Source organism: Microbispora sp. H10949 (assembly GCF_014161435.1).
GTDB lineage: Bacteria > Actinomycetota > Actinomycetes > Streptosporangiales > Streptosporangiaceae > Microbispora > Microbispora triticiradicis.
The window spans coordinates 496804-509820 of sequence record NZ_JABBWZ010000005.1 but is presented as its reverse complement, the minus strand read 5'-3'; the positions used below and the strand labels follow the sequence as shown (position 1 = coordinate 509820).

Sequence of the window (13017 nt, the reverse complement as noted above, 5' to 3'; positions counted from 1 at the left end):
CCCGCCGCCTGCGCCCTACCCCAGGCGTACGGGAAGGCGGGTGAGGCGCCAGGAGAACGGCAGGAACTGGCGGCCGAGGTCCTCCGGCGCGACCGCGAGCGCGAGGCGGGGGTGGCGGCGCAGGAGGGCGCCGAAGGCCACCTCGCCCTCCTGCCGGGCCAGCGCGGCGCCCAGGCAGTAGTGCAGGCCGTGGCCGAAGCCGACGTGGACCTCCTTGTGGCCGTCGGACTCCCGCGTGACGTCGAGCCGGTCGGGGTCGTCGAAGCGGCGGGGGTCGTAGTTGGCCGACACCAGGACGGCCATCACCGGCTCGCCCCGCCGCACGGTCAGGTCGCCGATCGGCACGTCCTCGGCGGCGTACCTGATCCGGGTGCCCTGCACGGGCCCGCACCAGCGCATGAGCTCGTGCACGGCGCGCGGCAGCAGCCCGGGGTCGGCCCGCAGCGCGGCGGGCTGGCCGGGGTGGGTCAGCAGGGCGGCGGTCCCGTTGCCGATCAGATGGGCGGTGGTCTCGTGCCCGGCGAGGACGAGCGTGAGGATCATCGTGACCAGTTCGGTGTCCGACAGCCGGTCGCCGTCCTCGTCGTGGGCCCGGATCAGGCCGGTGAGCAGGTCGCCGGTGGGCTCCGCGCGACGGCGGCCGACGAGTTCGTGGATGTAGTCGACCATGGCCCGCAGCGGCTCGCTCACCGCTCCCGGTTCGAATGAGAAGAGGCCCTTGCCCCACTCCCGCCACTGCGGGCGGTCCTCCTCCGGGATGCCGACCAGCTCGCAGATGACGGTGATCGGCAGAGGATAGGCGAAGTGCTCGATCAGGTCGACGACACCGTCCTCGGCGTGCCCGGGCAGCCGGTCGAGCAGGTCCTCGGTGATCGCCTCCACCCGGGGGCGCAGCTCCGCCACGCGGCGCGCGGTGAAGGCGCGGGAGACCAGCCTGCGCAGTCTCAGGTGGTCGTCGCCATCGGCGTCGAGGACGGAGTCGAGCAGGTACGGCGCGTACTCGCGGGGGATGCCGCGGGCCTCGATGAGGTTCTCGCGGATGTTCTGCACGTCCGAGCCCGGCACGTTGGCCGGGTTGTTGACGAACCGGCGGTCGCTCAGCACCGTCTTCACGTCCTCGTACCGCATGACGATCCAGATCGGGGAGCTCAGGCCGGGGAAGGAACCGCGCATCATCGGGGCCTGCTCCCGCAGCCGCGAGTAACCCCCGAACGGGTCGCTCGCCAGCTGCGGGTCGAACAGGTCGACGACGGTTGTGCCGGACGTCGTGCCGGGAGTGCTCATGCCAACCTCCACGTGCCAGGTACGTCGCGTCAGGTGCGTCTTTCACGTGCGGCGGACGTCAACGCTACGCCGCGGCACACCCCCCGGCAACCGGCTTCCCGGCCCGGATCGGACCGGTCAGAGCCAGCCGCTGTGGCGGGCGGCCCGGACGGCCTCCATGCGGTTGCGGGTGCCGGTCTTGGCGATGCACGACGACAGGTGGTTGCGTACGGTGCTCTCCGACAGATGGAGGCGGCGGGAGATGTCCGCGGCCGTCGAGCCGTCGGCCGCCGCGACGAGCACCTCCCGCTCGCGCGGCGTCAGCGGGCTCGGCCCCGCGCTGAGGGCGGCGGCGGCGAGGGCGGGGTCGACCACGACCTCGCCCGCCAGCACCCGCCTGATCGCCTGGGCCAGCTCGCCGACGGGCCGGTCCTTCACCACGAACCCGCGGGCGCCCGCGTCCAGAGCGCGGCGCAGGTAGCCGGGCCGGCCGAACGTGGTCACGATGACCACGGCGCACGAGGGCAGCGCCGCCCGCAGCCCGGCGGTCGCGTCGAGCCCGCCGCCGCCCGGCATCTCGATGTCGAGCAGGGCCACGCCGGGCTCCGTCCGCAGCGCCGCGGGCAGGATCTCGTCCCCGCTCGCGACCTGCGCGACCACCTCGAAGTCGTCCTCCAGGTCGAGCAGGACGGCGAGCGCGTCGCGCATCATCGCCTGGTCCTCCGCGATCAGCACGCGCGTCACGGGCGGGGCCATGGGCGGGATCACGGGTTGCGTCACGGGCCCTCGTCCCCGCCGAGGCGCGGGATCTCGGCGGCGAGGACGAACCCCCGGGGCAGCCGGGTGGCCCGCAGCCGCCCGCCCGCGGCGGCCAGGCGCTCGCGCAGCCCGCGCAGGCCGCTGCCGTTCTCCTCCGCGACCTCCGCGCCTGTGCCGTCGGCGCCGCCGGTGCCGTCGTCGCTGACCTCGACCAGCACGGGGTCGCGGTCGCGGCGGAGCGTGATGACGCAACGCCGCGCCCCGGAGTGCCGCACGACGTTCGTGACCCCCTCCCGGACGACCCAGCTCAGCAACACGTCGGCCTCCCGGGGCAGCGCGGGCCCCGACTCCCGCACCTCGCAGTCGATGCCGGCCGCGGCGAGCGCCGCCCGGGCGGTGTCCAGCTCGTACGCGAGGCTCGCGTCCCGGTAGCCCGTGACCGCCTCGCGCACCTCGGTCAGCGCCTGCCGCCCGATCGCCTCGATGTCCTCGGCGTGCCGCACGGCGGCCGCGACGTCGCGCGGGGCCAGCCGGCGCACGGCCTCGGCCTTCACGACCACCATCGAGAGCGTATGCCCGAGCAGGTCGTGCAGGTCGCGGGAGAAACGCAGCCGCTCGGCCGAGACGGCGGCGGCGGCCAGCTGCTCGCGGGTGCGGGCGAGCTCCTCGATGATCTGGCCCATCCGGCGGAAGCCGTACGCCGTGATCCCCGCGAGCGTGGTGGTCAGCGCGGTGCCCCAGAGGGCGGCGTCGAAGGAGCCGCCCCGGGCCAGCACCACGGTGGCGGACAGCAGGGCCGTGGCGGCGACGAGCCAGGGTGCCACGCGGAGGGGGGCGACGACTCCCACGGCCACCGCGAGCAGGGAGAACAGCGTCCGCCACTCCGTCGCCTCGTACGCGGCGTTCGCCGTGACGGCCGCCGCCGCGAGCAGCCCGGCCAGCACCGCCGGCAGGAACCGCGCGGACGGCGGTGGACGGCGGGAGGTGAGCACCGCGCCCGCGAACGACACCCCCGCGACGGCCAGGATGGCCCATTCGGAACCGCTGTGTACCGCCGACGCCGGCGCGAGCAGCAGGAGGGCGGTGAACCCCAGTGCCCATATTCCCGCCATGGCGGCCATTATGGTCCCCGGCGGCCGGGATGCGCAGGGTGGAACGTCCGCTCTCCGGCAGTACGAATCACCTGGCCCGGATCACGCGGCCCAGATCATCCGGTGCGGATCACCCCGTGCCGGGAGGGTAGGTGTCGTCGACGGCGACGACGTCGCGCCCGGCGGCGGCGAGCAGGGAGGCGGCGACGGCCGCCCGGTAGCCGGTCGCGCAGTGCGTCCACACCTCGCCGGGCGGCACCTCGTCCAGCCGCGCGGGCAGCTCGTGCAGCGGGATGTTGACCGCGCCGGGCAGGTGCGACTCGCGCCACTCCGCGTGGCGGCGCACGTCCAGGACCACGACCGGGCGGCGTACGGCGGACAGGTCGGCGAAGGTCGCGAGCGGCAGGGACGCGGGCTTCTCGCCGTCACCGGCCCAGTCGGCCGGGCCTCCGGTGGCGGCCGCGGCCGGGCGGTCGACGCCGATCCGCGCCAGTTCGCGCTGTGCCTCCGCCACGTCCTCCGGCGTCGCGCCGAGCAGCGTCACCGGGGTGCCCCAGGGGATGAGCCAGCCCAGGTGGACGGCGAAGCCGCCGTCGAGCCCGAAGTTGAGCGTCCCCGGCAGGTGGCCCGCCGCGAACGCCGTGCGGGACCGCAGGTCGACCACCCACTCGCCGTCCCGCAGGCGGCGGCGCAGCTCGGCGGCGCCGGCCCGGTGCGGCGGGGACAGGTCGGGCGCGTCCGGCCCGGCCAGGTTGAGCGCCGCCATGTGCGCGTAGTACGCCGGGTAGGCGTCCAGCCCGGCGAGCAGCGCCTCCGCGTACTCCTCCTCGCCCCGCGTCAGGGCCGGGTTGGTCTTCGACTCCCGGCCGATCGTCGACTCGGTGACCTCCTCCGACTGGGCGGACGAGCAGAAGCTCCCGAAGCCGTGCGTGGGGTAGACCTCCGTCTCCGGGGGCAGTTCGCGGGCCAGGCGGTGCGCCGACGCGTACTGGGCGCGCACCAGCGTGTCCGTGTACTCGGGGCCGAGCAGGTCGGGCCGCCCGGTCGAGCCGTAGAGCAGCGAGCCTCCCGTGAAGACCGCGGGCGTCCGGCCCGGGACCTCCAGCGCGTACGACAGGTGGGTGAACGTGTGGCCGGGGGTCGCCAGCACGCGCAGGCACACGTCCCCGGCCTCTATCACGTCGCCGTCCTGGATCGGGCAGTGGCGGAACGCCACCGGGTCGGCCGCGTTGACGTGGTAGTCCGCGCCGGTGGCCGCGGCCAGGGCGGGCCCGCCGGTGACGTAGTCGTTGTGCACGTGGGTCTCGAAGACGCCGCGGATGTCGACGCCGCGCCGCTCGGCGAGGCGGAGCATCCGGTCGACGTCCCGCTGCGGGTCCACGACGAAGGCGACCTCCCCGTCGGTGACGAGGTAGCTGCGGTCGCCCAGGGAGGGGGTGCCGACGGCGATGATCTCGATCATGTATGTCCCTCCTCGGCTCGGGACAGACCCGTACCCAGGGAGAACGAATTCACCTCCGCCCGGGTGGGGGGGACCGCGCCGGCGCGGGTGCACACGATCGCGGCTGCGGCGCAGCCGCGCCGCAGCGCCTCGGCCACCCGCGCGGGAGTGAGGGCGCCGTCGGGCAGGGGCCCGCCGTGCAGGGCGTCGTCGGGCAGGGGCCCGCCGTGCAGGGCGTCGTCGGGCAGGGCGTCGTCGTGCAGCGCGTCGAGGTAGGCGGCGGTGAAGGTGTCGCCGGCGCCGACCGTGTCCACGACCTCGACGGCCGGGGCCGGGCAGGTGATCACTCCGTCGCCCGGAACCCCGTCACCCGAAATCCCGTCATCTGAGAGCCAGTCACGCAGCACCGCTGTCGCGCCGTCGCCGCCCCGGGTGACCACCACCAGCTCCGGGCCGAGCCCGGCCCAGCGCCGCGCCACGTCGAGCCCGGGCTCGCCGGGGTAGAGCCAGTCCAGGTCCTCGGCGCTCACCTTGACCAGGCGCGACAGCCGTACGCACTCCTCGACCAGGGCCACGGCGGCGGAATGGTCGCCGGCCAGCGAGGGCCGGATGTTCGGGTCGTAGGAGACCGTGACGCCCGCCGCCTTCGCGGCCCGCATCAGGGCCCTGACGTGGTCGCCGCCCGGGGCCACGAGGGTGGCCAGGGATCCGGTGTGCAGGCAGGTCACCCCGTCGAGCGCGACCGGGGCGGAGAGCCGCCACTCGAAGCGGAAGTCGTACGACGCCGAGCCGTCCGCGCCCACCCGGGCGAAGGCCAGGCCGGTGGACGCCGCCGGGGCGAGGTCGCCGGTGCCGATCCCGTGGCGGGTCAGGTGGTCGCGGAGCAGGCCGCCGAAGAAGTCGTCGCCGGTCTCCCCGGCGAACCGCACCGGCCGGCCCAGCGCGGCCAGCGCCACCGCCACGTTGAGCGGGCTGCCTCCGGGCACGGCGGTGAAGGTCCACGACCCCGGCGCGCCGATCAGGTCGACGAGGCTCTCGCCCGTCACGAGGAACGTCATGCGGCGTCCTCTCCCGGGCCCTCCGCCAGCACGCGCTGGGCGACGGCGAAGGCGGCGTTGGCGGCGGGCACCCCGCAGTAGATCGCGGTCTGCAGCAGGACCTCCTTGATCTCGTCGGTGGTGAGCCCGTTGCGCCGCGCGGCCCGCACGTGCATGGCCAGTTCGTCGAGCTGTCCCCGAGCCACGAGGGCGGTGAGCGTGACGCAACTGCGGGTCCTGCGGTCCAGTCCCGGCCGGGTCCAGATCTCGCCCCAGGCGTACCGGGTGATGAGGTCCTGGAAGTCGGCGGTGAACTCGGTGGTCGCCGCCTGCGCCCGGTCCACGTGCGCGTCGCCCAGCACCTCCCGCCGCACCCGCATGCCGTCGTCGTCGCTCATGCCGTCCTCCGGGAGGTGGTGGTCAGGTGCCGGACGATCGCCTCGGTGACGACGTCCGGCCGTTCGGCGCTGGCCAGGTGGGCCGCATCCGGCACCACCAGCAGCGTGGCGTCCGGGATGCCCCCGGCCAGGACCTCGGCGTGCGCGGGCGGGGTCGCGGGGTCCTCGGCCCCGGCGACCACCAGCGTGGGCGCGCGGACCTCCCCGAGCCGGTCGCGGACGTCGAAGCCTGCCAGGGCGTCGCAGCAGCCGGCGTACCCCTCGGGATCGGCGCCGCGCAGCATGTCGAGGTAGCGCCCGGCGCCGGGGAAGCCCGCCGTGAACCACCGCGACCGGGTCGTCTCCACCAGGGGCCCGGTGCCCTCCGCCCGCACCAGCGCGGCGCGTTCGCGCCAGCTCTCCGGAGTGCCGAACCGGGCGGAGGTGCAGCACAGCACCAGGCTCGCGACCCGGTCCGGCGCGCGCAGCGCGAGGGTGGTCCCGACGGCCCCGCCCAGCGACACCCCGGCGTACGAGAAGCGGCCGGGACCGTGGCCGTCGAGCAGCGCCAGCACCCCAGTCGCGAGGTCGTCGACGGTGAAGCCGGACGCGGCGGGCGAGCCGCCGTGGCCGGGCAGATCGTAACGGAGGACCCGCCAGGTGCGGGTGAGCGCGGCGAGCTGGGGCTCCCACAGGTCGAGCGTCGTGCCCAGCGACGGGCCGAGCACGACGACCGGAGCGTCCGGCGGGCCGTCGAATCGGTGGTGCGGGATCATCCGTCTTCTCTCGCGTGGTGCTCCTGGGAACGGGACTCCCGGGCATGGAACTCCAGGGCGCGGTCCACCAGGGCGGGCGCCGGCCCGGCCCCGGTGTCCTCCCCGTGCTCGCGCAGCACGGCGAGCAGCTCATCGAGATTCTGCCGCATCCGGCCGGGGAACACCTCCAGGCCCCCGGTCAGCTCCGCGGCCGTCTCCGCCGCGCCGCCGGCCAGGCGCAGGCACTCGCGCAGCGGCTGCCATTCGGCGTGCCAGCCTCCGGCGGGCCGCTCGTGCTCGGCCACCCGTGACGCCAGCAGGATCTGCGTCAGGGCGGGCGCCTGCAGCGCCGCCGACCGGATCATCGTGGCGAGCACCGGGTTGCGCTTGTGCGCCATCGCCGACGAGCCGCCCCGGCCGGGCGCGGCGGGCTCGGCGACCTCGCCCACCTCGCTCTGCGCCAGCAGGATCACGTCGACGGCGAGCTTGCCGAGCGCGCCCGTGACGGCGGCGAGCGCGGCGGCGAGGTCCGTGACCGGGGTGCGGGAGGTGTGCCAGGGCAGCACCGGCTCGGTCAGCCCGGTCTCGGCGGCGAAGAGCGGCAGGAGCTCCAGGGCCCGCTCGCCGTACCCGGCCATCGTCCCGGCCGCGCCGCCGAGCTGGACCGGCAGCCGCACCGCCGCGAGGCGGTCGCGGGCGTCCCGGCAGCCGAGCAGCCATCCGGCCGCCTTCAGCCCGAACGTGGTGGGCACCGCCCGCTGCATGAGCGTGCGTCCGGCCATCGGGGTGCCGCGGTGCTCGGCGGCCAGCCGGGCGAGCGCGGCGAGCACCCGGTCCAGGTGCGGCAGGATCACCGCGCGGGCCCGCGCCGACACCAGCATCGCCGCCGTGTCGAGCACGTCCTGGCTGGTCGCGCCGTGATGGACCCATCTCTTCGCGTCCCCGGCGGCGGCGCGCAGGTCCTCGACCAGCGGCACGACGGGGTTGCCGGCGTCCCTGGCCCGCCGGGCGAGACCGGCCACGTCGAACCGCTCCGGGCGGGCCGCCTCGGCGATCGCGGCGGCGGCCCGCTCGGGGACGACGCCGAGGCGGGCCTGCGCCCGCGCGAGGCAGACCTCCGCCTCCAGCATCGCCCGCAACCAGGCGCCGTCGCCCGTGACCGCCGCCACGTCCGTGCCCGCCCAGACGGGCGTCAGCAGGCCGTGGTCAGGGCCCGCGCCGGACTCCGCGCCGGACCCTGCATCGGACTCCGCATCGGGCCCTGAATCGGAACCTGCATCTGAGCGTGCGTCAGAAATCAAGGAAGACCGTCTCCCGCTCACCCTGCAGCCGTACGTCGAACCGGTAGGCGTCCTTCCCGTCCGCGCGGGCGAGCAACGTCGCGCGGCGGTCCGGGTCCAGCGAGCCGAGCAGGGGGTCGGGCACGTCGGCGAGGTAGACGCGGGTCCGCACCGGCTTCAGCAGCCCCCGGGCGAAGACCAGCAGGGGGAGGTACGGCCGGACGGGCGGCGCGGTCCGGAACCGGTAGGAGCCGTCGGGCTCGGTGGCGCACCGGCCGAACCCGCCTCTGCCGAACCCGCCTCTGCCGAATCCTGCGCTGCCTGCGGCGGCTGCGCTGCCGGACCCCGTGCCGGCGGGCCCCCGCTGCCCGACCCCCTCGGGCTCGCCGGTCCACAGCTCCAGCAGCGCGTCGGGCACCGGCTCGCCCGCGCCGTCCAGCACCCGGCCGGTGATCGTGACCGCGCCCGGATGCCCCTTGGGCACGAGTTCCCAGCCGCCCTCGTACGGCAGGGCGAACCCGAAGAAGGGCCCTACGGTCTGCGAGGGAGTGGTCACGCGTCCTCCTGTGCTGCCTCGATCGGGGTGTGGCCCAGCACGACGTCCCAGCGGTAGCCGAGCGCCCACTCCGGCTCGGTGACGTCGAGGTCGAAGGCGGAGACGAGCCGCTCGCGGGCGGCCGGGTCCGGGACGGACTGGAAGATCGGGTCGAACGCGAACAACGGGTCGCCCGGGAAGTACATCTGCGTCACCAGGCGCTGGGTGAACGCGGTGCCGAAGACCGAGAAGTGGATGTGGGCCGGCCGCCAGGCGTTCGGGTGGTTGCGCCAGGGATAGGCCCCCGGCTTGATCGTGACGAACCGGTAGCGGCCCTCGTCGTCGGTCAGGCACCGGCCCGCCCCGGTGAAGTTGGGGTCGAGCGGCGCCGGGTGCCGGTCGACCGGGTGGGCGTACCGGCCGGCCGCGTTCGCCTGCCAGATCTCCACCAGCGTCCGGGGCACCGGCCGGCCGGAGGAGTCGAGGATCCGGCCGGTGACGATGATCCGCTCGCCGATCGGTTCGCCCGCGTGCCCGGCGGTCAGGTCGGCGTCGAGCGGGCCGACGTCCCCGTGGCCGAAGACCGGGCCGGTCAGCTCGGCCGCCTCCGGGTCCTCCTTCATCGGCAGCGGCGTCCGGGACGGCGCGCGCAGGACCGTGCTCGCGTAGCCGGGATACAGGTAGGGCGGCTGGGTCATCGGAGTCCTTCGAGGGTCAGGGCCAGTCCTTGGCCGACGCCGACGCACAGGGTCGCCACGCCGTACCCGCCGGTGCGGGAGAGGCGGTGGGCGAGAGTGCCCGCGAGGCGCGCGCCGGAGCAGCCGAGCGGGTGCCCGATCGCGATCGCACCGCCCTGCGGGTTGACCACCTCGGGGTCGAGCTCCTTCCACTCGCCGAGGCAGGCGAGCACCTGCGCGGCGAACGCCTCGTTGAGCTCGACGGACGCCAGGTCGGCGAGGCCGAGCCCGGCCCGGCCCAGTGCCCGGGCGACCGCGGGGACGGGCCCGATGCCGAAGTCGGCCGGGTCCACGCCCGCGACCCCGGTGGACACCACCCGGGCGAGCGGGCGCAGGCCGTGCGCGGCGAGGCCGTCGGCGTCGGTGACCAGCAGCGCGGCGGCGCCGTCGTTGAGCGGCGAGGAGTTGCCCGCCGTGATCGTGCCGTCGGCGGCGAAGGCGGGCTTCAGCCGGGCCAGCGCCTCGGCGGACGTGTCGTCCCTGATCGTCTCGTCGCGGGACAGCCCCTCCCGCGGGACGATCTCCGCGTCGAACAGGCCGTCCCGCCAGGCGGCGGCGGCCCGGCGGTGGCTGCGCTCGGCGAAGGCGTCCTGCTCCTCGCGGCTCACGCCGCGCCTGCGGGCGAGCGTCTCGGTCGCCTCGCCGAGGGAGACCGTCCACCGCTCCGGCATCTCCGGGTTGACCATCCGCCAGCCGAGGGTCGTGGAGTAGAGCTGCTCGTGGCCCCGGGGGAAGCCGCGCTCGGGCTTGGGCAGCACCCAGGGGGCGCGGCTCATCGACTCGACCCCGCCCGCCACCACCACGGAGGCGTCACCGCAGGCCACGGCCCTGGCGGCCTGGATCACCGCCTCCAGGCCGGAGGCGCACAGGCGGTTGACGGTCGAGCCGGGCACCGTGACCGGCAGCCCGGCCAGCAGGGCGGCCATCCGGCCCACGTTGCGGTTGTCCTCTCCGGCGCCGTTCGCGGCGCCGAGGACCACGTCGTCGATCCGCTCCGGGTCGAGGCCGGGGGCCCGGTCCAGCAACGCCCCGATCACCCCGGCCGCCAGGTCGTCGGGGCGGATCCCGGCGAGCGCGCCGCCGTACCTCCCGATCGGGGTCCGCACGGCGTCGGCGATGAACACGTCCTTCATGCGATCTCGGCTCCCGTCTTCGCCCGCACCTCGCCGGAGGTGACACCGGGCGCGGTCTCCACCAGCCGCAGGCCCTCCGGGGTCACGTCGACCACGGCGAGGTCGGTGATGATCCTGTGGACGCACGCCCGGCCGGTCAGCGGCAGCGTGCACTCCGGCACGATCTTCGGCGTGCCGTCCTTCGCGGTGTGCTCCATCAGCACGACCAGCCGCCTCGCGCCGTGCACCAGGTCCATCGCACCCCCCATCCCCTTGATCATCTTGCCGGGGACGGCCCAGTTGGCGAGATCGCCGCGAGCCGACACCTGCATCGCGCCGAGCACGGCGACGTCGATGTGCCCGCCGCGGATCATGCCGAACGACAGCGACGAGTCGAAGAACGCGGCCCCGGGCAGCACGGTGATCGTCTCCTTGCCCGCGTTGATCAGATCGGGGTCGACCTCGTCCTCGGTGGGATAGGGGCCGACGCCGAGCACGCCGTTCTCCGAGTGGATCACCACGCGCCGGCCGTCCAGATGACCGGGGATCAGCGTCGGCAGCCCGATCCCCAGGTTGACGTAGCCGCCGTCGGGCAGCTCACGGGCCGCCCTTGCGGCCATCTCGTCACGGCTCCAGGCCACCTAAGCCTCCTTCACCGCAGGTGTCACGGTGCGCTTCTCGACGCCCTTGCCGGCGGCCTGCTCAGGGGTGAGCGGCACCACCCGCCGCACGAACACCCCCGGCAGGTGCACCTCGTCGGGGTCGAGGTCGCACAGCTCCTCGACCTCCGCGATCGTCACCCGCCCGGCCATCGCCGCGAGCGGGTTGAAGTTGCGCGCCGCCTTCGCGAAGACGAGGTTGCCGTACGCGTCCCCCTTCGCCGCCCTGACCAGCGCGAAGTCGGTCACGATGCCGCGTTCCAGCACGTACGGCACGCCGTCGAACTCGCGCACCTCCTTCGGCGGCGACGCCACGGCCACGCTGCCGTCGGGGTGGTGACGCCAGGGCAGCCCGCCGTCGGCGACCATCGTCCCCACCCCCGCAGGGGTGTAGAAGGCCGGGATGCCGCAGCCGCCCGCCCGCAGCCGCTCGGCCAGCGTGCCCTGCGGGATCAGCTCCACCTCGACCTCGCCCGCCAGGTACTGCCGGGCGAACTCCTTGTTCTCCCCGACGTACGAGCCGGTGACCCGGGCGATCCGGCCGGCGGCCAGCAGCTCGCCGAGGCCCCGGCCGTTGGTGCCGCAGTTGTTCGACACCACGTGCAACCCGCCGACGCCGCGCTCAAGCAGCGCGCGGATCAGCACCGACGGCACACCGGACAGCCCGAAGCCGCCCACGGCCAGCGACGCGCCCTCGCCGACGTCGGCCACCGCCTCCGTGGCGCTCGCCACCACCTTGTCCATAGGGCTGTTCACAGGCTCTCCTCGTACGGCAGGCCCACGTAGTTCTCCGCGAGCGTCGTACCCGCCGCGTCCGAGGAGGTGACGTAGTCGAGATGGGAGCCCTGCAGTTGCCGGGCGTAGGCGTCGTCGGAGTCGAAGGTGTGCAGCAGCGTCGTCATCCACCACGAGAAGTGCTGCGCCCGCCACACCCGGGGCAGGCAGGCCCGCGAGTAGCCGTCCAGCGCCTCGGTGGAGCCGCCGGCGAAGAACCGGGCCAGCGCCTCGGTCAGCACCCGCACGTCGGCCACCGCCAGGTTGAGCCCCTTCGCGCCGGTCGGCGGCACGATGTGGGCCGCGTCCCCGGCCAGGAACAGCCTGCCGTACTGCATGGGCTCGGCCACGAAGCTCCGCATCGGCGTGACGCTCTTCTCGACGATCTCGCCGGTCGCCAGGGCGAAGCCGGGCACGGTCTCCAGCCGGGTCCGCAGCTCGGCCCAGATCCGCTCGTCGGGCCACGCGGCGACGTTCTCGTCCGGGGCCACCTGGAGGTAGAAGCGGCTGATCTCCGGGGAGCGCATGCTGTGCAGGGCGAAGCCGCGCTCGGTCCGCGCGTAGATCAGCTCCTCCGACGACGGCTTCACCCGGGCGAGGATCCCGAGCCACGCGAAGGGGTAGTCCCGCCGATACTCGGTCAGCACGCCGTCCGGGATCGAGTCCCGGGACACGCCGTGGAAGCCGTCGCAGCCCGCGATCACGTCGCAGTCCAGCCGGTGTGCCGCGCCGTCGGAGCCGGTGAAGGTCAGGTACGGCCGGTCGGTCGCCGCGTCGTGCACCCGCACGTCGTCCACCTCGAAGCGGACGTCGCCCCCGGCCGCGAGCCGCGCCGCGACGAGGTCCTTGACGACCTCCTGCTGGCCGTACACGGTGATGCACCGGCCGGGCACCAGCCGCTCGAAGGCGATCCGGTGGCCCGCTCCGCCGTACCGCAGCTCGATGCCGTGGTGGGGGAGACCCTCCCGCTTCAGCCGCTCGCCCACCCCCGCCTCGACGAGCGTGTCCACCGTGCCCTGTTCGAGCACCCCGGCCCGCACCCGCCGTTCGACGTACTCCCTGCTCCGGCGTTCCAGCACGACCGATTCGATCCCCCGCAGATGGAGCAGATGGGAGAGCAGCAGGCCGGCCGGCCCCGCCCCGATGATCCCGACCTGAGTTCGCATGGCCCAAGCATCGGCGGCGCCCGCCGTGTCA

General features: G+C 74.9%; 14 protein-coding genes. All 14 read right to left on the bottom strand.

The window, feature by feature from the left end:
- Window positions 1-15: 15 nt before the first annotated feature.
- The gene (locus HHX40_RS15855; protein WP_182881166.1) at window positions 16-1284 is read right to left on the bottom strand and encodes a cytochrome P450 family protein; all 1269 of its coding nucleotides are present in this window, start codon (window positions 1282-1284) and stop codon (window positions 16-18) included.
- Between the two features lie 117 nt (window positions 1285-1401).
- Window positions 1402-2007 (bottom strand): response regulator transcription factor, encoded by a 606-nt coding sequence (locus HHX40_RS15850; protein WP_310738139.1) that lies wholly within the window; start codon window positions 2005-2007, stop codon window positions 1402-1404.
- A 32-nt stretch (window positions 2008-2039) separates the two neighbouring features.
- Window positions 2040-3134: a sensor histidine kinase gene (locus HHX40_RS15845; protein WP_220499131.1), complete on the bottom strand. Its 1095-nt coding sequence runs from the start codon at window positions 3132-3134 to the stop codon at window positions 2040-2042.
- A 109-nt stretch (window positions 3135-3243) separates the two neighbouring features.
- Window positions 3244-4575 (bottom strand): MBL fold metallo-hydrolase, encoded by a 1332-nt coding sequence (locus HHX40_RS15840; protein WP_182881164.1) that lies wholly within the window; start codon window positions 4573-4575, stop codon window positions 3244-3246.
- Window positions 4572-5612, bottom strand: a complete 1041-nt coding sequence (locus tag HHX40_RS15835) for a carbohydrate kinase family protein (RefSeq protein ID WP_182881163.1) — start codon at window positions 5610-5612, stop codon at window positions 4572-4574. Before HHX40_RS15835 ends, HHX40_RS15840 begins: the two co-directional genes overlap by 4 nt.
- Complete coding sequence (gene pcaC, locus HHX40_RS15830; RefSeq protein ID WP_182881162.1) at window positions 5609-5989, bottom strand: 4-carboxymuconolactone decarboxylase; 381 nt, start codon at window positions 5987-5989, stop codon at window positions 5609-5611. Before pcaC ends, HHX40_RS15835 begins: the two co-directional genes overlap by 4 nt.
- Complete coding sequence (gene pcaD, locus HHX40_RS15825) at window positions 5986-6744, bottom strand: 3-oxoadipate enol-lactonase (RefSeq protein ID WP_182881161.1); 759 nt, start codon at window positions 6742-6744, stop codon at window positions 5986-5988. Before pcaD ends, pcaC begins: the two co-directional genes overlap by 4 nt.
- Window positions 6741-7892, bottom strand: coding sequence for a 3-carboxy-cis,cis-muconate cycloisomerase (gene pcaB / locus HHX40_RS15820; RefSeq protein ID WP_310738128.1), 1152 nt, complete (start codon window positions 7890-7892; stop codon window positions 6741-6743). The genes pcaD and pcaB overlap by 4 nt, the downstream gene beginning before the upstream one ends.
- 121 nt (window positions 7893-8013) lie before the next feature.
- Window positions 8014-8559: a protocatechuate 3,4-dioxygenase subunit alpha gene (pcaG, locus tag HHX40_RS15815; RefSeq protein WP_182881160.1), complete on the bottom strand. Its 546-nt coding sequence runs from the start codon at window positions 8557-8559 to the stop codon at window positions 8014-8016.
- The gene (gene pcaH / locus HHX40_RS15810) at window positions 8556-9236 is read right to left on the bottom strand and encodes a protocatechuate 3,4-dioxygenase subunit beta (protein WP_182881159.1); all 681 of its coding nucleotides are present in this window, start codon (window positions 9234-9236) and stop codon (window positions 8556-8558) included. The genes pcaG and pcaH overlap by 4 nt, the downstream gene beginning before the upstream one ends.
- Window positions 9233-10408 carry a thiolase family protein gene (locus HHX40_RS15805; RefSeq protein ID WP_117408186.1) on the bottom strand — a complete coding sequence of 392 codons (1176 nt, stop codon included), beginning with the start codon at window positions 10406-10408 and terminating at the stop codon, window positions 9233-9235. The genes pcaH and HHX40_RS15805 overlap by 4 nt, the downstream gene beginning before the upstream one ends.
- On the bottom strand, window positions 10405-11007 hold the full coding sequence (locus HHX40_RS15800; protein ID WP_220499213.1) for a 3-oxoacid CoA-transferase subunit B: 603 nt from the start codon (window positions 11005-11007) through the stop codon (window positions 10405-10407). The genes HHX40_RS15805 and HHX40_RS15800 overlap by 4 nt, the downstream gene beginning before the upstream one ends.
- 21 nt (window positions 11008-11028) lie before the next feature.
- Window positions 11029-11790, bottom strand: coding sequence for a CoA transferase subunit A (locus HHX40_RS15795; RefSeq protein ID WP_182881304.1), 762 nt, complete (start codon window positions 11788-11790; stop codon window positions 11029-11031).
- 8 nt (window positions 11791-11798) lie between these two features.
- Window positions 11799-12986 carry a 4-hydroxybenzoate 3-monooxygenase gene (gene pobA / locus HHX40_RS15790; protein ID WP_182881157.1) on the bottom strand — a complete coding sequence of 396 codons (1188 nt, stop codon included), beginning with the start codon at window positions 12984-12986 and terminating at the stop codon, window positions 11799-11801.
- Window positions 12987-13017 lie beyond the last annotated feature (31 nt).

Coding starts and splice junctions, on each gene's coding strand:
- HHX40_RS15845 (WP_220499131.1), bottom strand. CDS start 3,134: ATGGCGGGAATATGGGCACTGGGGTTCACCGCCCTCCTGCTGCTCGCG.
- pcaD (WP_182881161.1), bottom strand. CDS start 6,744: ATGATCCCGCACCACCGATTCGACGGCCCGCCGGACGCTCCGGTCGTC.
- HHX40_RS15800 (WP_220499213.1), bottom strand. CDS start 11,007: ATGGCCGCAAGGGCGGCCCGTGAGCTGCCCGACGGCGGCTACGTCAAC.
- pcaC (WP_182881162.1), bottom strand. CDS start 5,989: ATGAGCGACGACGACGGCATGCGGGTGCGGCGGGAGGTGCTGGGCGAC.
- HHX40_RS15855 (WP_182881166.1), bottom strand. CDS start 1,284: ATGAGCACTCCCGGCACGACGTCCGGCACAACCGTCGTCGACCTGTTC.
- HHX40_RS15795 (WP_182881304.1), bottom strand. CDS start 11,790: ATGGACAAGGTGGTGGCGAGCGCCACGGAGGCGGTGGCCGACGTCGGC.
- pobA (WP_182881157.1), bottom strand. CDS start 12,986: ATGCGAACTCAGGTCGGGATCATCGGGGCGGGGCCGGCCGGCCTGCTG.
- HHX40_RS15835 (WP_182881163.1), bottom strand. CDS start 5,612: ATGACGTTCCTCGTGACGGGCGAGAGCCTCGTCGACCTGATCGGCGCG.
- HHX40_RS15805 (WP_117408186.1), bottom strand. CDS start 10,408: ATGAAGGACGTGTTCATCGCCGACGCCGTGCGGACCCCGATCGGGAGG.
- pcaH (WP_182881159.1), bottom strand. CDS start 9,236: ATGACCCAGCCGCCCTACCTGTATCCCGGCTACGCGAGCACGGTCCTG.
- HHX40_RS15840 (WP_182881164.1), bottom strand. CDS start 4,575: ATGATCGAGATCATCGCCGTCGGCACCCCCTCCCTGGGCGACCGCAGC.